Below are 21,437 nucleotides of genomic sequence, written 5' to 3'. Positions count from 1 at the left end.
GAAAGTTGCATGATAAATTTTGACGATAGAATCGAAAAAATTCCGCTCATTGGCGGGAATACCGTACAGGATTACGGTCATATTTCGAGCGGTGATTCCATCACAGTTTCGGCGTGTTTTTCGTGGGACAATGCGGCGGCTATATATTCCCTTTGGGAATCCAGAACGCTTGTAAATTTCACGGATGAATCGGGGCAATTTGGCAAGATGTGCGACTTGTTTTGCGCTCTTATAAATATTTCCCACGGTTTAAAGATTATGTGTTACTCGACTTTGAGGTTTGGAGGGTTTAAAAATGTCAAACGCTTATATTAACATCTACAAAGGCAACCCCACGGCGGCGGGCACTGATGGCACGGCAGTTTCCACGGGTGGGACTTACACCGAGCCTATCACTGTCGCGCTAAATGCGTCCGAAGCCGAAACAAAAAAGGTTAAGCTGGCGATTCGTTGCGAGACGGGATATACCACCGTTGGCGATACAACTATTGCAGATAGCGGCGACACGAATGACCGCTGGAAACTGTGCTTGACGGAGAATGGCACGTATGCAGACAGTATTACTATTACGTCGGCTATCGGCACGACAAATACGATTTTTTGGGCGCAGGCATCCAGCGCAAGTACCGAGAATCCTGGCACAGATAGAAGCGTTAGCCTTGCAGTAACGGCGACAATTACGGCAGTATAATAAGGGGGTGTTGGTATGGATATCGGCAATAAATATCTGCGGTCATGGCTTAGATTTGACGAATCGGCAACAAAAGATTTTATTGCCGATAACCAGTGGGCATCAACGGGGAACCCCACTATTTCCGCTACAAATGCGATTAGTGGCAAGGCGTTGCAATTGGACGGAAATAGCTTTATTAAATTGTCGGGGCGTGGAATTAGGCGGAAGACCTTTTACGATTGATTGTATTGCTCGTGTTGATTCTTCATCTCCCAATAATGCTAGATTGTTTTCGATTATTAATCCTACAAATGGTTATTTTCTAGCATCTGTACGCAAGTCCGCAAATAATTCGTCTCTCTTTAATTTGTGGGCAAATAGTTATGCAGATTGTTCGCAGGATTACGGCTACAATGTTGATAATACTGAACCAGGAATAAATACTAGGGTTCACGTAGCTTTGGTTTATAACCCAGATACATACGGTAGTGCGTCTTTATATCTCTGTGTAAATGGCAAGGTCGGAAGATTATACAATATTCCAAAATATAATAGAGATGAATTCGATATTGTCATCGGCGCACTGCCGAATGGAAATCAAGGGCTAATTGGTTCAATTGACGAATTCCGCATTTATGATGGCGTTGATTTATGGACATCAGGCAGTAATTTCACGCCACCTGATGCATCTTTTTATAATATTATTGAGTTTTACCCCGACGTTATTAGACGGGCAAAAATCCCTGCTAGCGAGTGGCATTATGAAAATATCGGGGAAATTGATACGCTGATAAATACAACCACGGCGGTGCAATTAACAGATTTACCAGCGACTAAAAGCAGGACGGGCAAGGCATTTTATCAGACCACGCAGACGAAAATTTTTGATGTGCCCGCGTCGAAAGAAGTCTGGATTAAATTCGATGTTTATTTTGATGGGGTGAACCGTTGGCGGGCGTATGACATTTCTACGGGTAGCGGGAACGCTACGGGTATTACTGCTCAGACGGATGGCCGCATTTCGTTTTTTAACCGTAGTACGAATGTGTATTATTGGTCAAACTTGGCAAAAATCAATTCGCTTCAGACAATCATCCTGCACATGAAAGCCGATTCGACGAACGGCTTAATCGAAGCATACACGGACAATGGCGGCTTGTTGTACGCGTATACAGGGGAAGTTAATAGCGGCACGAATTTCGGCAATTTATATTTGCAATCAGACGGTAGCGGAACATTTTTTTCGAGCATTGAAATTTCAAATTCGCCGTTGTGGTTTAACGAGACATTTCTTTATTTAAAATTTGACGCTATCCGAATGCCAAAAATTCCCGCGACTTTATGGCAGTATGAAAACGCGGGTACGATTACAGATTTAATTAATACTAACACCGCCGTACAGGTGGACAACCTTCCGCAAACTCAAAGCAAAACAGGTTCGGCGTTTTATCAGACGACGGAAAATATAGCGCTGTTTGATATTGCCACGGGAACAGCGGAAATCTGGATAAAATTCGACGTTTATTCACAATCCTACGGATGGAAAATTCTTGATTACACAAATTACCAAAGCAATTCAGCTATAGTCGTCGGGATTCTCGCATTGTGTAACTATACCCCTGGCACGGTTATTCGGTTTGTTAACTACGACGGGAACAGTTACGGCATTATTGCGGATGTGTCAATGTCGGTTGAAATTGACGACACCCTTCGCACGTTTATTTGCACATGAAGGCCGATTCAACAAACGGAATTATTGAATTGTTCTCGGATGTTGACGGGCTTTGTATTCTTTTAATGGCGCAGTAAACGGCGGGATTCCCTTTTTCTAAAATTGACATTGTTTCTGGCGTTGACAGTGGTGACGCAGACTTATTTCTAATGTCATTATTTCGAATAATCCGCTCTGGTTTTATGATAACGTTTCTGCCGATATATCTGTTAGCTTCTCAGCAGATGCACAGCGCGAAATTTTAAAAAGTCTGTTACTGTCTTTTGATGCCGAAAGACAGCTTGTTGGCGGTTCAATCCAGCAGAATTTTATGCGGATGTTGAAAGAGTATTAGCTATAAGCGGCCGCTTTTTCGCTGATGTTGAGCGCGATATTTGTGCAGATTTATCGGTTAGTTTTGATGCTGAAAGATTGCTTCAGAACGCTGTTGTTGTGTATTTCGATGCGCAAAGAAATATTACCGACGAGGAAATCTGGCGTTATGAAAAATGTAGGTTTGCTTGAAGGGTTGCTGAATACATCAAACGCCAAACAATATAACAACCTCCCCGTCAGTAAAAGTAAAACTGGCGTAGCCTTTACGCAGTTTGAGAAAACAAAAAGGGACTTTTCCTATCCCCGGATACCGACAGAGTTTGGATAAAATTCGACGTGTATCGTGAAAATGGTGATGCTCAATGGACTGTTATTGATGAATACTCGACTAGATTTGCGACGGTAATTAGAACAGATTTCTGGGATACGGACGATATTGATATAGACAACCACTATGGCCGCGGGCGGTTCATCAGCTATTGCAAACACTAGAGAACGTTGCGAAAACGGATGGATTGCAGACTATTATTTTGCATCTGGAAGCTGACGACACCGATGGCATCATCGAAGTTTATACCGATGATGGTGGCTTGATTTATTCGTATAGCGGCCCTGTTCATGTGGGAATGCGTTCAAAAAATCTCGTGCTTAATTCGAGTTATTGCTCGATAGTGCGCCTTATGCGTTATTTTCAAATATCGTTATATCGAACGGCAAGTTAGATTTTACGGATAATGCGCATTGGCCAGACATTTCCCTAACGCTTGATATCGATACGCAACGCGTATTAACGGCGCAGGCGATTTATACAATAGACGCGGAAAGGATTGTTTTGCGGTAATGCTATAAACGTAGATTTGCAGGTCGATGCAGAAAGGTATCTTGACGACTATAATAAAAACATTACCGAAACATTCTCAGCGGAAAGAGTAATAATTAACACGGTGGAAATTCCGATTGATATTCAGCGGAATCTTGTACGGAATATTGTTGTCCCTGTGTATGTACCGCCAGAGTATAATCCACCGTCTCACGACACGCCAGTTTTCCCACGCCCCGTAGACAATTCGGTTATTCAGAGTTGCACTATTTCGATGCAAGAACAGCAATTGACGGATAATATTTCTTTTGTTTATGCGGCTCACGTAAACATCATGGATGCGTCAATCTGCAATTTCTTGATTATATTATTCGCGGCGGGTGGAGGAAACGACGACAAAAGGCATTTTGGAATCTTGCCATTTAACGTGCGATGTTGACGAGATATTATATCGGCAGTTGGCGTATGAAATCCCGAAAATAAGTTTGAGTGGACGGCGGAGTATTTAGCGGAAATTAACAGATACAATGCCGCGCATGAGGAACAAGTCGAGAAAATTCCGTCCGCGCCCGCAAGTGCTCATATTACGGAAATAGCAAGTAAACTAGGGAAAAATGTTTCTTTACAGTTTACTGATTTTATATCTACTATGAGCACAACCGTACAATCTGGCTCGAATTATTCTGGATTGATTTCGGAGCTTTTTGGATGGACTTCACGAATCCCGCATTTAATGATTAACGTGTATATGCGAAACGAAACTATTTACGTTATTCAGCGCGGGCAGGAACAAAATACGATTGTTCTGGATAATTTAAAATAGCCGAGCCGACAATAAAAAGAAAGCTCATGCGCATGACATGGGGGAGCGACCCGTGGAGCAAAACGGAAGTCGTTTCACGCATGAAAGAATGGAGTGAGTTCGATGAAGAACCATATAACCCACCCGAAGAAAGTGAGGAGGAAGAAGGCGGGGGACGGCAAAATACGAGGATGATAATTTAGTAAAAGAGACTACAGTAGAGCACGGAGAGGAAAAAGTCGTCACGACGTATGAATACATCACAAAAGGCGATGGGCAAAAATTCTTGCATAAGGAGACGGCGGAAACGTATAGCGGCGGTGAATTGGTCGATAAGGTCGTTACAACTCACGAGCCCGTAAGCTATACTCAAGCGCACGTTTATAGCACCGACGACGACGGCGTTATTGGTGGCGTCGTCACTAATTCTAATTTTTGATGACCGTATAACGCCGTATCAGCAAAATCAAATTGCAGGCGGGGGTAATTCTGGGCGTAGTGGCGGAATTGTTGTCAGTGATAGCGATGGCAATAAATATTTATTGTACGGAATTATTCATCACCAAGGATAAAGAGCAAATCGGAAACCGTACAATAAACGGTGTGACGCTCATAGACACATCGTTCCCCGTTGACGGTGAAGCCATGCTGAAATCATTGACGGATGCGATTGTTTGGCTCCGACCGCAAAACCGAAGAATCAAATCACTGTTGACGTTTATGATTATCCGCACGTGATTGATTTCAATGATAAAATTTCCCTGGGCGGAAATATTTATTATTTGCGGTCTAATACGGTAACTGTAAACGAGAAAATCAGAAATAAACAGACAATCGAAATCGTGAGGTGGTATTAAATGGCGGATTTAAGCAGGATGAAAAACGCGGTGTCTAATCTGGTATCACAGGCCATTTACGACCGCACGAAAAACCAAAAGCACGGCGCGGAATTGTGCGCGGTGGGAGCGTGGTTATTGGGGAGAAAGTTCTCCCATTTGCCCCTGCCGTTGATATGTTTTTTAAAGATGGCGACGCGGTTTGGTGTATTATCTCAGATAACGGAATGGCGGTGGTTGTCGGTGTCTAATGGGTATGAGTATCTGAGGCAGTTACCGTCGCTTCCGTGGGCGGTGGCGGCATCACAGACGAGGATGGGCGCTTTTTACGAATGATTGGAAATTTGCCCGTAAAAGTTGGCGACAGAGTTTGGACGGATGGCCGTATCGTTTACGGCCATGTTCCCGTCCGTCAAACTGTGACAGATTTTAGTCGGGTTTCGGGGTATCTTTTTTATGGATTTGGCGCGGGTTTATTGCGCAAAAATGGCACGCCCTACGGGTGGTCGGAATGGAAGTACCCCGACATTATGTGGTTTAATTTGCCTAGCGAAATAAAGCCCATAAATGGTAAAGGCGCGTTGTTGCGAATTGGATGTATACAACAAAAGACGCGATTTATTGCGCATATTAACAGATGCAGGAATCCGCGCAACATTATGCGGGCGACTTGAATTGTTTTCTCGATATGCGGGTGACTAAAACAAGCGTTTTCACGGCAGAATTTTTGTCGCAGAAAAGCACCTTGGCATGGGTTGAACGCAGATGCGCCGCAAGGCAAAAATCGACCTTTCCGTTTTTTTGCTATCAATTTTTATTATACGCAAAGTGAGGGGACGGATGATTTCGGTTTTAATTGGGTGACAGGGATCCGTGGTCGCAAATAATCCGATTTTTAGTAAGTCAAGCAGAACGCACGCCGATAGCTCAAATGATTAGGGCAGTTCGAGTTTGCGATTGATAAGCTGAAAGAAATTTATTAGAGTATAATGACGACGGAGGTGAATACGGAAATTTGGAAACGCTATTCGCAAGAAGGGAATTATTCGGAAGAAGAATTACGAACGTTTGATATTTGGGTATCATATCTGCATACGCAAGTTTTAAATTTTGTATTTACGAACCGATAGTGCGCATGGGAAATGATAATTTGACGATTGCCGAGGGTGTTTGTTCTCCGCATACCATCGACCAGGAATATGATAGGGACGAAGGAGAATACAAAGATGTTTCGTCATATTATCATGTTTATTGCCCCTATTGTGTGTTATGTTTTGCGGTAAAATCTACGGGAGCAATAGAGATTTGCAACACTGGCTAGTCGTAAATAAAAACACAAATAACGGGATATCGAAGCGAGAATGGACGAATGCGCAGGGAGCAGAAGTAACAGAAATAAACGAAAAAGAGTTCCCCGTCGTGCGGATAAAACTGTCCCGACAATTGCTCAATAATGACCGATTTTAGGAGAAACATTTTCGGGAGTAGCGAACGGACCAAGAATCCAGTATTTAATCGACCCCCGATGTATGCGGTTATCTCGAAACCAACAAACCCCGACAAAAGCGTTATGACAGAGGGCGCAGTGAGAAGTTATCGCCGCGAAAGACTTTGGACGGGAAACGCCGAAATTAAATCTGAGCATCAAATCGGCCTTTGGGCGTTATGAAAGTAATATAAACATTTTGCCGAAAGTGTCGAATCTGTTTTGCACCAATTAACCACGGCGCGACTTCTTATTTTGGGCGGCTTGCGTTCTGGGAGATTAACGACAATCGGTGGGTTTATTCGTCTTTCCTTACGGATGCGTCTTGATTGACAACAAGGCGATTAACCCCCTGACGAGCCATCACCCAACAGACAGGAAACGGAGTTAAAGAGATACTGCTTTAATATCAATTTTGAATACGTAAAAAACCTGCGCCGTGCAACACATAATATAAAAAAATATCAAATGACCTAATTGCAGATGTGAGGTCAGGAAACTCTCAAAAGATAAAAAGTCCTCTGCACAGGGGGTAACGGGGTGATAGACGTGGAAAATAAATCTTGCAGAACGCAGTATCCGGTACGCTCTTATTAGGTTTCGTATGGGGCATTTTTTCATATTCGATTTTAAAGCCGCTAATACATCAATCAAAAATTTGAATGATGCTATTAAGGATTTGCGCATGGAATTATTAACCGCCGAAGATAGACGACACGAACTGGAATTGCGGGTCGCAGAATTAGACCAACGAACCCCGTTCAGACCCAAATTCCAGGCTCGAACGATGTGAGGGAAAAGTCGAATGGCATGGAGCACAGATAAGATTATAGCCATGGGCGTCTTGGTGGCGTTTTTTGGGGGCGCGAATAATTATGGGGAGCGATAAAAGACCTACAGACATTCCTGGCGGCGCGGTTTGCTCGGGTATGCTAACCAGCGGCATACGGAGGGGAAAGAGGGGAAATAGGGATGCGAAAACTGTGGGATAAACTCTCGGAATTTGGGACAATACAACATTCGAACGCAGAATGCGTGTGATGGGTTTTATCCAGGGGCGAAACGAATAATTTCCGTCTCTGGTTTAAATGAATGAAGATGAAAATGATTGTCGAGCACAAAAAGGGGGCTAAATTATGACAAATGGCAATTGACGTAAGCGAAAACAACGGTCGTCGTAGATTGGGAAGCGGTTGCAGATGCAGGCCATGAAATTCGCGATTGTGCGGAGTTCTTACGGGCGTTACGCGATAGATGAAGATTTTGTGCGTAATGTCAACGGGGCGCCACGACATGGGCTTGCTGTGTGGCGCCGTATCATTATTCGTATGCGCTTAATCCCGAGCAGGCACAGCAGGAAGCGCGGAACTGCAAACAGGCCATTGATGAAGCGGGCGTGCTTTTAGAAATTGCCTGTAATCGGTTCGATATGGAAGATGCGGACGGATATAAAAAAGCCACGGTTTTGACCTTCTCCCGCGAAAATGTAACCGCTATATGCAGGCGTTTCTTTGACGAAATAAAACCGCTGGATTGCGGCGTATATGCGTCCCTGTCCTGGTTCGAGAACTATATTCGATTGGCGGTCTTTGGGGTGCGCGGTGTGGAATGCACAGTGGGGGCAGTGTGACGATATAAAGGGTAATATGTGGCAGTTTTACCGATTCGTTGAATATCGGCGGGAAGGCGTTTGATGGCGATGTTTTTGTATCTCGACATTTAACGCAAACGCATTTTTTGCGTGTGTTAAATCGTGTTAAAATCGTGTTAAAATCGAGTTAAATCATGCGAAAATAACTTGCATTTTTGGCACATTGGTGCGCCATATATGACGCAAATCCAGTATTTATGCGGGCATTTTAACTTGCCTGCAACTTGCAAAAACTATCTAAAACTATCTATATTTTATCTATTTAGTTAGATAAATTAGATAAAGGGGGGCGTGTATAATGTCAAAATGGGTTGAAATTAGGGATGCGGTCATAAAGCACATTGACGTCGAAACCGTCACGGAAAAAACAAAGCAAGATTTCGTCCTTTGGCTGTCGGAAATTGTTCTGCCAGTCGTCCGTCCGTATGCAGATAAGTTTATCGCCCAGGTGCGGGAGCAGGCGGAAAAAGAATCTGGCTGGACGAAAATCCGCGACTTGATTGTGATTCCGTTCGCGGTCGAGGGTGGCCTATGGCTCATTGATAAATTTTTGACAAAGGCGGTTGCTAATACTGGCGACAAGTGAGACAATAATTATTGCTTGAGGAGCTATAGCCTTTAGTTACGACAGCAAAGGGGCGTTTTGACGATGCGCCCTTTTTTGCTATAATGATAGATGCTTATAGATTTACTTTTGAATAGCCGTGGCAGTAGTAGCCACGGCCTTTTTTTGTGGTTTCCTACTATTATAAGTAATGCGGACAGGTGTGCGCCATGCGTGGACATTGTAATTGATATGTGTTTTGCGGTATACATAAAAATATAGGGCGTACCCCATTGACAACGTATGGGGTATGCTATATACTCTAATTAGACAAGGGGAACACAACACAAAAACAAAAAGGCTCAATGACAACTACATAGGGAGGGCGACAACATGAGGAAAGCCAAAAAAATCCAGGTCGGAAGCGTAATTCAATTCCCGTGGTATCAGTTTGAACCATCACGGAGCGGCTGGAATGGCTGGATGTTCCGAGCAGGCATCGTCGAAAAGCTATATGTAAATAGCAAAGGGCGGAAATGTGCAACGGTCAGATATTGTTCGAATATTGCAGACCGTTATCAAATGTTACCGAACACCGAAGCCACAAAAAATATTTATCAGGAATATTTATTCGAATTTAACGTGGATTTGGAGCAAAAAAATTATAAGCGGTGCAGGGCACTCGAAAAAGAAGGGCAAAAAGTTTGTTGGGGTTGCGACACCGCGCTACTTGTCAATCACGGGATAATTACAGAATAAAATTTAATCCTTGCAAATGCCCGTTTATTTCTAAACGGCATCATGGAGGGATTAACCTCTAAAATGATTCTTGATAACTACATAAGGGGGCGCACATCATGGCAGTATCAAGGCAGGAAGTTAAAGAACTGAGCAATAAAGACCTGCTGAGACAATTCCAGAGCATTACAATTACATCCATATTCGAATGCAACACCCGCCGCGGCTTAACAAAATCAACAGCCAGAGCGGAAGGAATTATTACACGGGAGCTTTGCGAAAGGCTCGGGGTTGAGTATTACCCCGAGGACTGGAAATATTAAAGAATGTAAAAGGGGGCGTAAATGATGAAAGAATACTTAGTGTTGGCGCAACACAAATTTCAGTGTGAAAAACACTTATGGACTAATGTCCGTTGGTCGATGGAGACTAAATGGACATACGACAACATTGAGGAGGCACGAAAAGGATTGACGGAGTATTTGAAGGCGTGGAAAGGCGAGCACAGCTACAACAAAGACGGGACACGAACCGAAGTAGACAATTTCAACGGCTTCGGGATTGCAACTAAAATTACTAAATCTGAGGACGATAACTGGCGTGTGGTGGCGTGGAAAATCAAGGTTAGAGAGGTAACGCCGTGGGAAGAATTGGAATGTGATTGGTACGTGAAGTAACACGTTAATTCTTGCAAGTCGCTCCTTCCTCGGAAGGAGCGATAATGGAGGGATTAACCCCCAGGGCATACACAAAGCAAACACGGCTCGACCCGAGGGTAAAGGGCGGAGGATGTGGCGGACAGCGAAACGAACTTGTAAGGATTTTTTAATAGTTGAGGGGGGCACACATGAGGAAAGCAACCATAACGCATAATGATGTCTCGTATTCCATGACGGATAAAAATTTTGTCCGTAATGGCTATGGGGCGATAAGAAACAGCAGGGAAAAAATGGCTTTAGATGAACATTTAACGGAACTGCTGAACGATGTTTTTAGCAATTTTTCGGGGCTGGATTTATGGCACGAAGTTAATGCAATTTGGATTGAAGCCCGATTAACTCACAGCCTTAATTAAGGGGGTGCGAATATGATTAAAGCATACACAGAGGAGGAAAAAGAGCAGATTAAAAAAAGGTGTGCAGAATTTAACATTGAGATTGACCCGTATATGATTAAGGTGTGGGGCTGGAAATATTACGACAGAACGCCCGAAGAATGGCAGGAATATATCGCACGTGAGGAAGAATCAGAACTAGAAAGTTTTCGGATTTATTGCTGTCATACAAACCCGCATTATCGGGCTTATAATTAAAAAGGGGCAAAGAATATGTTATTAAATATTATGCAGGCAAAACGTATCACCCAGGCCAAAACGTCCGATTTAATCAGTATTATAAGCGTATGTGCAAAAAGGCAGGGCATTGCAAAAGAGAGAAACGACAGTAAAAAAGAACAGTTTTATCGGGAAATGGTAAATCTTGCCGATTTTGAATTACGCAAGCGGCTCGATTTCATGAGGGGGTAACAATGGCAACCAGCGAAGCACAAAAGCGGGCGACCGCGAAGTATCAAAGGAATCTCGCAAGCGTGACCTTCCGCATAAAGCGGGAGGAGCTAGAGCGGTACAAAGCGACCGCGGAAAAAATGGGCTGTCGTTCCGAGCATACATACTGCTCGGGATGGAGAGACTAGCGAAGGAAAACGACCTGCATTGATGGACTGGCGAACTCAATAGCGGCGGCGGGTGTATTAGGTAGGGGGCTGATTGAGACAACGCCAGGGCATCTGATTTTTCGGCGGTTGTTTGAAAGGAAAAAGCCGTCAACGGAAGGCACATATTTTCTCGGTACTCTTTTGAAAGCATCCATCTGCAAGAAGGGCAGGCGGGGAACACTTAGAAAAGAGGACGCGCGAGCCGAGGCGAAGTCATTCGGCAGGGGGCATTGACAGTAGAATAAGGAGGGGCGAACAATGAAAAAGTTGATTATAGACCGCGCACACGAAGCGGAAATAAATGCGGCTTTGGTAGAAGCCCAGGGCAAAGCAACCGCCAGAATTATTAGTGATTATGACGAATTGGAGGAATACGTCGAGGACTACAAGAAGGAATTGCCAGACGTGCCAAAGCTGGCATTTGAGGGGTGCGAGTTAATCATCAGCGTGGGCGCAGGCGCGTTCCCGAGTGCTTATAAATATCGTCCTATGGGGACATACTGCATAATAAGATTTCGCAAAGATGGAAAAGGCGAGGTTGTAAAAATTGGGCGCGCGGATTGCGAAGGGGGCAAATCCTGGCGGTGGCGCGTAACTGAGAAGATGCGGGCATACATAATGACCGCAATGCGCTGTGAAGTCATAGAGGAGGAATAACAATGATTGATAAAAACGGGCGCGAAATTCGCACGGGCGATGTGGTGCAGATTACGGGCGCATACTTCAAAAGTGATAACGGTTTTTGGTTTGTCGATTATTCCCCTGGCGACCCGAATTGGTGTGGGGGCGACCATAGTTTGTCAAAAATCAGCAAGCGGGGGAAAATCAGCACGGCGAAATACCATCTTTGTTCGTGGCCGATTATGATATTCACGAACAATATGCGCAAGCGGGCAGAAGGGGATGCGTGGAACAAGGAGCACGCCGAAATCGAAGTCGTGGAGAATGTTCCGACGGGTGGAATACTGCTATATTTCGAGCAGAAGAAACAGAAAGCAAAGAAGGATGGGGAACGGGAAGCCTATTTCTACGGCGCAGATTCCAAACGTGCGCGGGAATATGTCGAAATAGTTCGACATTATGATGCGGTTATTGAGTACATCAAAAGGGGGGCTTAATCATGGCGATGGTGATTTATGCAAGCCGTGAGGGCTACGGCATCGACCAGGTTAAAAGCACCATGACCGTGGGCGAGCTAATTGAATATATGCAGGAGAATTTTCCCGAAGATGAAAAAATTTATATTGCCCACGACAACGGGTACACCTACGGGGGCATCCGCTGGAATATTATTGACAGCATGGCCGACCCCGACCCCGACGACGAAGATTATGAGGAGGAGGAATAACAATGGCACACGAAACCATTATGATTAACGATGTGGTTTTCAAGCTCGGGCGGAAATATTTCTCCCGTTATGAGTATGATTTCGGCAAAGAGCGCAAGGACAGGATTTTATTGACCGAAAGCCTGTATTCCGAAATCCATGATATTTTTCACGACGAGGACTTGCTAGACGGTGAGATTTGGAGCGCGTGCGCCCGCATCTGGTCGCGGGAATGGGCATTAGTGTAGTTTCAATTTCCCGCCCGTGAATACAGGGCATATACTGCAACTACAAAAAAGGCCACCGAAAAAAGGTGGCCTTTTTTACTTGCGGAAAAATATCTGGATGTCGAATTGATAATGCTTGCGCCCTGTCCCTGCATCCGTGCGCATGATGTTTATATGGTCTATTACCTGGCGAACGATTTGCCTTTTTGCATCTGGTGTGGGAGGACAATTGCGAACGGCCTCATATACCGCCCCAGCGTCCGTTCTGACGGGCGCTAGGGGTTTGCAGGTATTCACCCTTGCAAGGCGATTTTCGGCGGCCTTGAGCGCTTTTAGGCGGGCTGTCGCATCTTCGTGGCTTATAAGCCCGTCCCCGACCCATTGCAAAATAGACTGCCTTTCCTGGTGGATGCGGGATAGTTCCTGCTGGCGGGCATCTTCTGCACCAGCACCAGGGGCAGGGGGCGGCAATGACTTGCGGATATAATTTTCCACGGCTTCGGGCGACTGGCAGATTGATTCAAGCAATTCCCAGAGTGCGGCATCCGTGGGGGCGCACTGAAAATTCCGCGACCCGCAAGATGCAAAATTGCCGTCGTTTTGGTTGTGTATGCACATATAATATGCGACATTTTTTCCGTTGCGTCTCACGTTAAGCATTCGCCCGCATTGTGTGCAATATAGCAGACCTTGAAATAAAAACGGGGTGCGTTTCCGATGCAGGTCAAAAGTGCGATTTTTGCTCAAAAGTTCAACAGCCCTTTTATGCTCCTCGTCCGAAATTATCGGCGGGCATTGCATTGGAATCCATTCATCGGGCGGGCGTTCAATCCGCCTTTCAGATTTTAAACCCGTCCGAAAATGATACGTTTTATGGGCAAAAAATCTGCCCGTATACATTTCCCTTTTTAGTATATCATGGATGGTCGATACCGCCCATTTACGTCGGTTAGGCGGGGGAAATTTGTCTATATTAGCGTTAAAATGTCGGGCAATTGCAGATGTACCGCCGAAGCCCATGAGATACAGGCGGAATATTTCACGGATGTTTCTGGCTTCCAATTCGTTGATAATATAGCAGTGATTTTCTTTGTCGAAATCGTATCCGTAAACATGGGAATCCTCGATAACTTTCCCTTGTTTCAACATTGCGACCCTGCCCCGCATTGACCGTTCCCGAATTTTTTCCCTTTCATATCCCGCAAAAGCCCCGCGGATTGCGTAAAATAAACGCCCTTCCGCCGATGCTTTATAATCTGCATTAACGAAATGCAATTGCGCCCCTGCTGATTCTATGTCGTCCGTTATTAAAAGCTGATGGCTTAAATTTCGGCTCAGTCTATCAATATCATAGACCACGACAAAATCAAACATTTTCGCGCGAACTGCATCACGCATAGATGTTAATGCAGGGCGGTCAAGATACGCCCCCGAATATCCATCATCTATAAATTCCTGCACGAGCGTAGCACCGAGCGAGCGGGCTTTTGCGGTACAATCCGCAATTTGTGCGCCGAGAGAATAACCCTGCTCCGCCTGCTTGTCGGTGCTGACCCTGGCGTAAATTGCCGCGTTCATTGCGTGCATCCTCCTCCTGTGGTATAATATTAATTGCCTCTGTGATGGTGTTATCGGCATAGTGCAAAATTGTCGTCCGTGGGATTGCGGGCGGCTTTTTTGTTGCATTGCCCCTTGTAAAATACTGCCATCCTGCTTTAAAATAATGTCAATGCGTTAAACCGTGGCGCAGATTATACAGCCCCAGACGGCTGGCGGAAACCTTGCGATTCCGTCCGCGTTTCCGACCCATGGTTTGCGCGGGAATTAGTCGCAAGGAGCATGGCAAAGCTAATTTGCTCAACACGCGCCGCCCTGTTTTGGCTGAATTTCGGGGCGGCTTTTTATTATTACCCCTTGATAAGTATTTTTTGCGGTTTTAAAATAAAAGCATCCCTTCTTGCGATGTGCCTTCTCATTTCCTTTATCCATTTTTTCGGTAGCTTCATCGTTTCAACCTCCTTCTTCATTGGGTATCTCTCCTCGTAAAGCTCGCCTGTGCCAGGGCGGGCTTTTTCGTTTGCGCTGGCGCGGGCATCTTCCTCGGTGCTGGTTGCCAGTTGCGTTTTTAGCATTGTGTCGATGGTCGTGTTGATTATTTCCTGGTTAAACGGAGTAAGTCGTAAATATTTTTCCGCAAAAGCAGTATTGTGATGAATGGCGGATTCGATGGATTTCGTTAAATCCAGCAATTTATCAAATTTTAATTGTTGATATTCCAGAAATGTCAATACATCAGAACGGATGGAATTTTGTCCAGGGGGAGCGGGGGCGGAGCATCTGGCAAAGGGGAATCTGCCTCCATGTCTACGTTATAACCCCGAAGCCATGCGGGATTTACCCGTAGAGCTTTAGCTAATGCGTCAAGTTTGTCCTGGCTTTGGTTTGTAGCGTTTATTTACGGTAATGACTTAGCGCGGCGGTGGAAATGTTGGTTAGCCTGGATAACTCAGCCGCGGTCATGTCGCGGGCGGCCATGGCTTGCGCCAGCCTTTGGGCGATGGGGGCTTGTGATGATTCAGATGATGTGCTCATTTCGTATCCCTCCTTTTTCTTACTATATTAACATAAAGCAAATAAAAGTTAAAGAAAAACCTAGTTTTCTTGCATAATTGCTAACATATCTTATTGACATTAATACAAAATCATGTTATGATTAACCCTGTTGTTTATATAACTTAATACAAAATGGAGGTGACATTATGAGCACTACGATTGATTATTCGAAGCTACTCGGCCAGGATTGTCGAAAAATGTGGCACGAGGGAGGCATTTGCTAAAAAGGTGGGGATATCTACCGTAACGCTCGCGAAAAAATTGGCAGGAAAGATTGCATTCAAAAACGATGAAATACTGACCATGGCGAGCGTCCTTAGCATCCCCCATGAGAAAATCCACGTGTATTTTTTTTGTGACGGCTCCGGTTAACGTTTCTTAGTAAGAAAGGGTAATTAAATGAACGACGTACAGATTTTTAACAATGCGGATTTCGGGGCAATAAGAATCCTTGACATTGACGGAAAAATTTATTTTGTAGGGAAACGATATAGCTGTTGCGTTAGTTATGCGTATCCGCGCCACGCTTTGAAGTTGCATTGCAAGGGAGGGGGTAAAACGCCCCGTCCTTACAAAAAGGCGGCGAACAGATGATGAATGTTATTCCCGAGGGGGGATGTGTACCGCCTTGTGACCCATTCAAAATTACCTGCCGCCGAAAAATTTGAATCCTGGGTATTTGATGAGGTGTTGCCGACAATCCCGCAAGACAGGGCAATATACAGCACAGCAGGAACAAACCGCCCCGAAAGGGATAATTGCGTCGGCTGTTCAGGATGTAGCAGACACGGCAGAAGTAAGTCGCCAGAGGTGTTTTGGCGTAAAACCAGGGCTGGCGATTGCAACCGCCCCTTGATTTAACTGAGGCATCCCATGACATCAATATGACCCCACTACGGAAGCTCCTGCCCTCAGAGGAATCCCCGAGCTATATGACGGCTACGGAGATAGGCGTAAAGCTGGGCGGGGTTAAAAGCCGTGAAGTAAAATCGGATGCTGGCAGATTGTGGCTTACAGGAAAAAGATGGTAAAGATGGCGATTGACCGAAAAAGGGAAACTCATACGGCGAAGCTGTTTCCTTTCACTAGGCACGGACATGGCGGCTTACCAGATTAAATGGGGCGAAAGTGTATTAACGCTTTTGGACTAAAATGGACTATCAAAACAGTAAAACCTATTCGGGCACATTTGCTGGCATCCGCATAAATTTTTCGATTGAGAATTTCAGCGAAAAGGCGGTGCAAAGATTTAACGAAACCAGGGCAGAAATAGCACTTCAAAAAATCAAGGGGGAGGAAAATGCGAACAAATGGCATCGAATATAAAGCGTTTTTTTATGCTCTTTGGCTGGCGGTTGTCCTTAAATTTATGATGTTGCTGACAGATTAGGAGGTGAGACAATGGCAACCAGCATCGAACACCGCGGCGACCATGCGGCCGTGGACAAAATAAAGGCGTTGCTCAAAAAATGGCCTTTAACCCTGTTCGGAACTGCGATTGTATTCGGTATTGCAATAGGCGTCAGTATAGGCGTTTATATTTCAGCGCAAGTGATGGCATTGCGCGGATTTTGAGGAGATACACAGCGATGAAGATAAGATATTTAACCCTTGCGAATTTCCGCAATTTGAAAGATAAAAAGCTGGATTTAAGCGGAAACAAGGTCACGATTTACGGGCCGAAATGGCTCGGGAAAACCACCGTCGCAAATGCGATAATAAATCTGCTGGGCGGATTCCTCCGTTACGGTGAAAAAGACTTTTCCCGAAAACTGAGGGTACACATAAATTAAATTCATGTCGCAACTATGACCGTCGTTGCAGATGATGGCGAGGAAATTTCTCTCAGCAAAAGATTTTCACGAAATTTGGAAGAAAAAACGCGGGTCGCAAACTGCAACCTTTTCGGGGGCACGAAACAACCTACGAAATAAACGGAATCCCCGCAAAGAAAAAGGAATATGATTCCCGTGTTGCGGGCATCTGTGGGGGCGATTCTAAGCGCATAATGATGCTGTCGTTGGCAGGGTATTTTGCCGAAGATTTGCCCATGGACGAGCGCAGAAAAATCCTTGTAGACATTTGCGGGGATATTCGGACGACGAGATTTTAAATCTTTTCGGGAATTGCCCCGTTGGAAAGAGTATTTGCCCGTCCCTGGCGTGGAATAGTCGGCGGTATACGCCCGAAGAATTTTTGCAGATGGCAAAGGTTAAGCGGCGCGATTTAAATAAAAAAATCGACGAAATTCCCGCCCGAATTGATGAATTATCCCGCACATTGACCGACGAAAATGTTGATTTCGATGAATTGCCGAATGTGCTGAAAGCGTTGCAAGAACAGAAAGCACAGATGCAGATTCAGCCGAAAAATACCACCATATTAGGCATTGAAGCGGCGATGGCGGGCATCAGAACTGCTATCGAAAAAGGCCGTGAATCATATTACAGGGAGCACGTTGATACGACCAAAAGAACGACTTGAATCGTACTCGGGCGCAGGAAACAGAAATCCAGAAAGAAATCAATCACCTTTTCAATCCAGGCATTCGAAGCGGGGTGAACAGCTAAAAAAGATGGAATCCGAGCGCGAAAAATGCCTTGCAGATTTCGACGCATTGAAGATGGAAAAATGGAATCCGAAAAGCGAAATTTGGTCCCACGTGCGGGCAGGTTTTACCTGTTGATACTGTGCGCCAACTTCGGGAAAATTGGCTGGAAAAACTGGCAGAACGTAAAGCGGAAATCAATGCCAGGGGGAAAGAAGTATCGAAAGAAAACATCGCGGCACAGAAAGAAAAGCAGATTCTTTTCAGGAACGCTTACACTAAAACAGGCAGAACTTTCCGAGTGCAAAACAAAAAGCTCGCGCTGGTAAATTCCGAACCCAATTCTAGCTACGAAGATTCGGAAAAAATACAAAGAAAATAAATGCGACTTGAAGAACTTTCGGCAAAGCTGGAACAGGCAAAAGCGGAGCAGGGCGACACGAAGCCCGACACCTCCGAAATTGATGCTCAAATTGCGGAAGTGCAGGAATATCTTGCACGACATAAAGCACAGGAATCAGCCCGCCAGCGCATTGAAGAATTGCAAAGTGAAATGAAACAGGCATCCGCCGACCTGGATTATTACGACAAGGGCCATCCACCTTTGCGAAACATTTTCCGCGAAAAAATGCGGTACGTTTCCGAAAGGTTTCGGAGCATTTCGAGACAGTCGGATGGAGCTGTTTAAAGAGCAAATTAACGGCGGGGTTTAGCTGAGTGTGCGAGCCTTTAATAGCTAATGATAAGGGCGTAAAAGTCGAGTGGAAATCAAGCGAATACTGCGGCGCAAATAAATGCCAGGTTTGGAAATTATCGACGTCCTTTCGAAGCATTTTAATACTTATCTTGCCCGGTCATTGTTGGACAGGGCGGAAAGTGTAACAGATTTGCGGAAATGCCCCGGCCACCAGGTTATCCGTTTAGTCGTTTCCAAAGATGATGCAGATTTGAACGGTCGTGAATGAATAAAGAGGAGGAATCCAGTATGGCATTAGCTAAAATTAAACTGACAATGCGGGGACGAGGAAACGCCCCCCGAAAATCGAATTTGAGGGGGAACATCGACACTTGATATATCTTTTAGGGCGTCCATGGTGTTTTGCATTGGCGGAAGAAGCTAAGTGCCATATATTGGACATTATTCGCGAGATTGGCGGTTGAGTGTGGCCGGTAATTGCACATAAGATGGAGACGAATAAGATGGGCAATTATAACAACCAGGTGCAGACGTTAATAACGGTGTAGTTGCGTGGGCGAAACATGGATAAACAGCGACAATATTAAAAGAGCGTTTTTTGCTGATGTTTTGGATAAAAATTGGGCGGCGCGTTTTAACGTCCTTACTGGCGTTGGGTAAAGAGTAATAATAGACTTTGCAGGGTGTGACCCCAAAACGGGTTATTTCCGCGGCAATGACGGCGGGCAACAATGAAGCTCCCGATAAACCCTAATTTAGGTTTTGCGTACATTGTTTCCCTACAAGAACGAGGCAAGTTTTCAGATTGGCTGGAAAGGGCTTACTCAAATTGGCAATGCGGACAGGACAGTATAAGACAATTAACGGCCGCGCCTGTGCATGAAGGTGAAATCCGAGGACGTCGATTTTATCACGGGTGAAATCATTTCGCGGGAAACGTAAATCCGACAAAAATCGTGGGATATATTGCGTATTTCAGATTGATAAAACGGGTTGTGAAAAAACGCTTATATGAGCCGCGAAGAAGTAGAAGCCATGCGTCTAAATATAGCATGGCTTACGCTATGATACACGTAGCGGGAAATCTAATCCGTATGGACAACGAACTTCGATGCGAATGGCATTGAAAACGGTTTTGAAGCTGATTATTTCGAAATATGGCATCATGTCCAATCGATATGCAGGCGAAAATTTGGCGCCGCGCTGTTGAAGCTGGATTCGGCGGTAATTCGCGAAGATGGTACTGCTGATATATGTTGATAATTCCGTGGAAAATCCCCCTGTTGATTTCCCAGGCGAAAACGTGGAAAGCTGTCATGGAAAACCCCTCTCCTGCACCTGCACCGCAGACCGAAATTGCTTTGATGCTGGCGAACCCGAGTTCTAATTATGGACATTAAATAAAATAGCAACAGGCTCGTCGGTAACTGCTATTAGTGGGGACGGTTCGACCCGTCTCCTGCTAGATGCAGGCATCCCGTTAAAGCGAATTCCGGAGGGTTTGATTACAAATTATCGGAGATTCCGCGGCCTTAATAACACATAAAACATAAAGACCATAGCAGGGCTATCGATGCACTAATTCGGCGCGGGATCCGTGCATGCGCCGAAGATATGCTTGATTGGTGCCTAATATTCGCCCCGTTGAAAAGTACATGACGATCGAAAGAACGCCTCTATAATTTTGATGTGGGTACGTTCGATATCCAGGCGTTTTATGTCCCGCATGATTGCGTTGTATGCTATTAATATTCGGTCAATTAAAACCGAAGAAAGATGGTTTATTTGACGGATTTGTCCGCAATTCCGTACAAGTTTTTAAAGGTCAATTATTGGCTAATTGAGGGCGAATTATAGTAGGGCTATTCTTGAACAAAAACGTGGAAAATGGCGCGGAAATTTCCTACGCAAATCGGATAATTGAAACGCACATGAGTATCGAAAAGTTAGAGGAATATTTTTCGACTTATGATGAATTAACCGCGAAAGAAATAACGCTTATTCACATGAGCGACGGCAATTCAAACGCGGAAGATTTTAAAAGGAGATTGAGCGGGTGACGGGCGTTCCTGTAGTGATTGCATAACGAGGTTAAACAATGGCGGGAAAGAAGAATGTTTTCAAAAACAATTATCGATAGCGACAGTTTTTTAGACCTGCCCTTGACGACCCAGGCGTTATATTTTCATCTGGCAATGCGGCGGGACGACGACGGCTTTATAAATAATCCCAAACGGATTCAGCGCATGATAGGCGCAAGCGACGATGAACTGAAATTACTTATAGCTAAACAATACATCATCCCTTTTGATAGCGGGGTGGTGGTTGTAAAACACTGGAAAGTGCATAACTACATACAAAAGGACAGGTATCATCCATCGCAGACGCCAGAAAAAAATCTCGTCAAAGTCAATGATAAAACTAAGGTTTACGAAATGGTGGATACATCCTGTATACAGGGATGTATACAGGATTGTGTACAAGATGGAAGCATAGGTAAGGTTAGGTTAAGTAAGGTTAGGTTAGGTAAGGATAGGGAGGATATTATATATACTAACTCACTAGAAGATACTAGCGAGAATCTATCCACGCCCGAAACCGCCCCCCCTCCCTTGCCAGAAAAAATTTTAAATCTGTACCAGCAAAAGATTCGCCCTATCTGCTCAAAATCCGAAGCCGATGATTTAAAGGCGTTATGCTCAGAATTTGGGACGA

At 44.8% G+C, this 21,437-nt stretch carries 25 protein-coding genes and 1 pseudogene; 23 read left to right on the top strand and 3 right to left on the bottom strand.

Annotated features, from left to right (window positions below):
• From P159_RS20895 to P159_RS0104760, 18 genes are all read left to right on the top strand, one after another.
• Positions 1 to 315 (top strand): hypothetical protein (locus tag P159_RS20895; RefSeq protein WP_221174055.1); only part of this gene is annotated, 315 nt, incomplete at its 5' end.
• Positions 296 to 691 (top strand): hypothetical protein, encoded by a 396-nt coding sequence (locus P159_RS0104865; RefSeq protein ID WP_029542011.1) that lies wholly within the window; start codon positions 296 to 298, stop codon positions 689 to 691. The genes P159_RS20895 and P159_RS0104865, both read left to right, overlap by 20 nt.
• A 15-nt stretch (positions 692 to 706) precedes the next feature.
• The gene (locus P159_RS20500; protein WP_029542010.1) at positions 707 to 916 is read left to right on the top strand and encodes a hypothetical protein; all 210 of its coding nucleotides are present in this window, start codon (positions 707 to 709) and stop codon (positions 914 to 916) included.
• On the top strand, positions 885 to 2,405 hold the full coding sequence (locus P159_RS0104855) for a LamG-like jellyroll fold domain-containing protein (RefSeq protein WP_072004111.1): 1,521 nt from the start codon (positions 885 to 887) through the stop codon (positions 2,403 to 2,405). The genes P159_RS20500 and P159_RS0104855 overlap by 32 nt, the downstream gene beginning before the upstream one ends.
• 481 nt (positions 2,406 to 2,886) lie before the next feature.
• Positions 2,887 to 3,048: a hypothetical protein gene (locus P159_RS20495; RefSeq protein ID WP_185753611.1), complete on the top strand. Its 162-nt coding sequence runs from the start codon at positions 2,887 to 2,889 to the stop codon at positions 3,046 to 3,048.
• 2,151 nt (positions 3,049 to 5,199) lie between these two features.
• Entirely contained in the window at positions 5,200 to 5,514 is a 315-nt protein-coding gene (locus P159_RS20205; protein WP_029541999.1) for a hypothetical protein, read from the top strand.
• A 2,456-nt stretch (positions 5,515 to 7,970) separates the two neighbouring features.
• Positions 7,971 to 8,294 carry a hypothetical protein gene (locus tag P159_RS0104820; RefSeq protein ID WP_029541993.1) on the top strand — a complete coding sequence of 108 codons (324 nt, stop codon included), beginning with the start codon at positions 7,971 to 7,973 and terminating at the stop codon, positions 8,292 to 8,294.
• 319 nt (positions 8,295 to 8,613) lie between these two features.
• The gene (locus tag P159_RS0104815) at positions 8,614 to 8,901 is read left to right on the top strand and encodes a hypothetical protein (RefSeq protein WP_029541990.1); all 288 of its coding nucleotides are present in this window, start codon (positions 8,614 to 8,616) and stop codon (positions 8,899 to 8,901) included.
• Positions 8,902 to 9,252: 351 nt separating this feature from the next.
• On the top strand, positions 9,253 to 9,618 hold the full coding sequence (locus P159_RS0104810) for a hypothetical protein (protein ID WP_029541987.1): 366 nt from the start codon (positions 9,253 to 9,255) through the stop codon (positions 9,616 to 9,618).
• A gap of 98 nt (positions 9,619 to 9,716) precedes the next feature.
• Complete coding sequence (locus P159_RS0104805) at positions 9,717 to 9,920, top strand: hypothetical protein (protein ID WP_029541985.1); 204 nt, start codon at positions 9,717 to 9,719, stop codon at positions 9,918 to 9,920.
• Positions 9,921 to 9,941: 21 nt separating this feature from the next.
• Positions 9,942 to 10,274 carry a hypothetical protein gene (locus P159_RS0104800; protein WP_185753610.1) on the top strand — a complete coding sequence of 111 codons (333 nt, stop codon included), beginning with the start codon at positions 9,942 to 9,944 and terminating at the stop codon, positions 10,272 to 10,274.
• A 170-nt stretch (positions 10,275 to 10,444) separates the two neighbouring features.
• Positions 10,445 to 10,672 (top strand): hypothetical protein, encoded by a 228-nt coding sequence (locus P159_RS0104795; protein ID WP_029541980.1) that lies wholly within the window; start codon positions 10,445 to 10,447, stop codon positions 10,670 to 10,672.
• A 12-nt stretch (positions 10,673 to 10,684) separates the two neighbouring features.
• Positions 10,685 to 10,909 carry a hypothetical protein gene (locus tag P159_RS0104790; RefSeq protein WP_029541977.1) on the top strand — a complete coding sequence of 75 codons (225 nt, stop codon included), beginning with the start codon at positions 10,685 to 10,687 and terminating at the stop codon, positions 10,907 to 10,909.
• A 15-nt stretch (positions 10,910 to 10,924) separates the two neighbouring features.
• Positions 10,925 to 11,122 (top strand): hypothetical protein, encoded by a 198-nt coding sequence (locus tag P159_RS0104785; protein ID WP_029541974.1) that lies wholly within the window; start codon positions 10,925 to 10,927, stop codon positions 11,120 to 11,122.
• Positions 11,123 to 11,568: 446 nt separating this feature from the next.
• Positions 11,569 to 11,967, top strand: coding sequence for a hypothetical protein (locus P159_RS0104775; protein ID WP_029541972.1), 399 nt, complete (start codon positions 11,569 to 11,571; stop codon positions 11,965 to 11,967).
• A 2-nt stretch (positions 11,968 to 11,969) separates the two neighbouring features.
• Entirely contained in the window at positions 11,970 to 12,428 is a 459-nt protein-coding gene (locus P159_RS0104770; RefSeq protein ID WP_029541970.1) for a hypothetical protein, read from the top strand.
• 2 nt (positions 12,429 to 12,430) lie between these two features.
• A complete protein-coding gene (locus P159_RS0104765) occupies positions 12,431 to 12,658 on the top strand; it encodes a hypothetical protein (RefSeq protein WP_029541967.1) in 228 nt (75 codons plus the stop codon).
• Between the two features lie 2 nt (positions 12,659 to 12,660).
• Positions 12,661 to 12,885, top strand: a complete 225-nt coding sequence (locus P159_RS0104760) for a hypothetical protein (protein WP_029541966.1) — start codon at positions 12,661 to 12,663, stop codon at positions 12,883 to 12,885.
• Positions 12,886 to 12,960: 75 nt separating this feature from the next.
• Here P159_RS0104760 and P159_RS0104755 read toward each other — a convergent pair whose 3' ends face one another.
• The 3 genes from P159_RS0104755 to P159_RS20195 form a co-directional block, all read right to left on the bottom strand.
• The gene (locus P159_RS0104755; protein ID WP_051650137.1) at positions 12,961 to 14,442 is read right to left on the bottom strand and encodes a recombinase family protein; all 1,482 of its coding nucleotides are present in this window, start codon (positions 14,440 to 14,442) and stop codon (positions 12,961 to 12,963) included.
• A gap of 329 nt (positions 14,443 to 14,771) precedes the next feature.
• Positions 14,772 to 15,152, bottom strand: coding sequence for a hypothetical protein (locus P159_RS0104750; protein ID WP_029541962.1), 381 nt, complete (start codon positions 15,150 to 15,152; stop codon positions 14,772 to 14,774).
• A gap of 163 nt (positions 15,153 to 15,315) precedes the next feature.
• On the bottom strand, positions 15,316 to 15,456 hold the full coding sequence (locus tag P159_RS20195) for a helix-turn-helix transcriptional regulator (protein ID WP_080705916.1): 141 nt from the start codon (positions 15,454 to 15,456) through the stop codon (positions 15,316 to 15,318).
• A 1,422-nt stretch (positions 15,457 to 16,878) separates the two neighbouring features.
• Here P159_RS20195 and P159_RS20485 point away from each other — a divergent pair.
• From P159_RS20485 to P159_RS21130, 5 genes and pseudogenes are all read left to right on the top strand, one after another.
• Entirely contained in the window at positions 16,879 to 17,052 is a 174-nt protein-coding gene (locus P159_RS20485) for a hypothetical protein (protein WP_185753608.1), read from the top strand.
• A gap of 14 nt (positions 17,053 to 17,066) precedes the next feature.
• Entirely contained in the window at positions 17,067 to 17,270 is a 204-nt protein-coding gene (locus P159_RS20480; protein ID WP_029541957.1) for an AAA family ATPase, read from the top strand.
• 409 nt (positions 17,271 to 17,679) lie between these two features.
• Entirely contained in the window at positions 17,680 to 17,961 is a 282-nt protein-coding gene (locus P159_RS0104720; RefSeq protein WP_029541956.1) for a hypothetical protein, read from the top strand.
• 446 nt (positions 17,962 to 18,407) lie between these two features.
• Positions 18,408 to 18,713 carry a hypothetical protein gene (locus P159_RS0104710; protein ID WP_029541952.1) on the top strand — a complete coding sequence of 102 codons (306 nt, stop codon included), beginning with the start codon at positions 18,408 to 18,410 and terminating at the stop codon, positions 18,711 to 18,713.
• A gap of 2,123 nt (positions 18,714 to 20,836) precedes the next feature.
• Positions 20,837 to 21,437, top strand: a pseudogene (locus P159_RS21130) (hypothetical protein); the annotation flags it as partial.

This window comes from Selenomonas sp. AB3002, from assembly GCF_000702545.1.
Lineage (GTDB): Bacteria > Bacillota > Negativicutes > Selenomonadales > Selenomonadaceae > Selenomonas_B > Selenomonas_B ruminantium_A.
Note: the sequence above shows the minus strand (reverse complement) of the source record. Positions and strands in the feature narration are given on the sequence as shown.

Coding starts and splice junctions, on each gene's coding strand:
- P159_RS0104775 (WP_029541972.1), top strand. CDS start 11,569: ATGAAAAAGTTGATTATAGACCGCGCACACGAAGCGGAAATAAATGCG.
- P159_RS0104865 (WP_029542011.1), top strand. CDS start 296: ATGTCAAACGCTTATATTAACATCTACAAAGGCAACCCCACGGCGGCG.
- P159_RS20195 (WP_080705916.1), bottom strand. CDS start 15,456: ATGAGCACATCATCTGAATCATCACAAGCCCCCATCGCCCAAAGGCTG.
- P159_RS0104710 (WP_029541952.1), top strand. CDS start 18,408: ATGCGACTTGAAGAACTTTCGGCAAAGCTGGAACAGGCAAAAGCGGAG.
- P159_RS0104720 (WP_029541956.1), top strand. CDS start 17,680: ATGGCAAAGGTTAAGCGGCGCGATTTAAATAAAAAAATCGACGAAATT.
- P159_RS0104805 (WP_029541985.1), top strand. CDS start 9,717: ATGGCAGTATCAAGGCAGGAAGTTAAAGAACTGAGCAATAAAGACCTG.
- P159_RS0104770 (WP_029541970.1), top strand. CDS start 11,970: ATGATTGATAAAAACGGGCGCGAAATTCGCACGGGCGATGTGGTGCAG.
- P159_RS20480 (WP_029541957.1), top strand. CDS start 17,067: ATGAAGATAAGATATTTAACCCTTGCGAATTTCCGCAATTTGAAAGAT.
- P159_RS0104795 (WP_029541980.1), top strand. CDS start 10,445: ATGAGGAAAGCAACCATAACGCATAATGATGTCTCGTATTCCATGACG.
- P159_RS0104810 (WP_029541987.1), top strand. CDS start 9,253: ATGAGGAAAGCCAAAAAAATCCAGGTCGGAAGCGTAATTCAATTCCCG.
- P159_RS0104755 (WP_051650137.1), bottom strand. CDS start 14,442: ATGAACGCGGCAATTTACGCCAGGGTCAGCACCGACAAGCAGGCGGAG.
- P159_RS20500 (WP_029542010.1), top strand. CDS start 707: ATGGATATCGGCAATAAATATCTGCGGTCATGGCTTAGATTTGACGAA.
- P159_RS0104765 (WP_029541967.1), top strand. CDS start 12,431: ATGGCGATGGTGATTTATGCAAGCCGTGAGGGCTACGGCATCGACCAG.
- P159_RS0104760 (WP_029541966.1), top strand. CDS start 12,661: ATGGCACACGAAACCATTATGATTAACGATGTGGTTTTCAAGCTCGGG.
- P159_RS0104800 (WP_185753610.1), top strand. CDS start 9,942: ATGATGAAAGAATACTTAGTGTTGGCGCAACACAAATTTCAGTGTGAA.
- P159_RS20495 (WP_185753611.1), top strand. CDS start 2,887: ATGAAAAATGTAGGTTTGCTTGAAGGGTTGCTGAATACATCAAACGCC.
- P159_RS20485 (WP_185753608.1), top strand. CDS start 16,879: ATGGCAACCAGCATCGAACACCGCGGCGACCATGCGGCCGTGGACAAA.
- P159_RS20205 (WP_029541999.1), top strand. CDS start 5,200: ATGGCGGATTTAAGCAGGATGAAAAACGCGGTGTCTAATCTGGTATCA.
- P159_RS0104790 (WP_029541977.1), top strand. CDS start 10,685: ATGATTAAAGCATACACAGAGGAGGAAAAAGAGCAGATTAAAAAAAGG.
- P159_RS0104815 (WP_029541990.1), top strand. CDS start 8,614: ATGTCAAAATGGGTTGAAATTAGGGATGCGGTCATAAAGCACATTGAC.
- P159_RS0104785 (WP_029541974.1), top strand. CDS start 10,925: ATGTTATTAAATATTATGCAGGCAAAACGTATCACCCAGGCCAAAACG.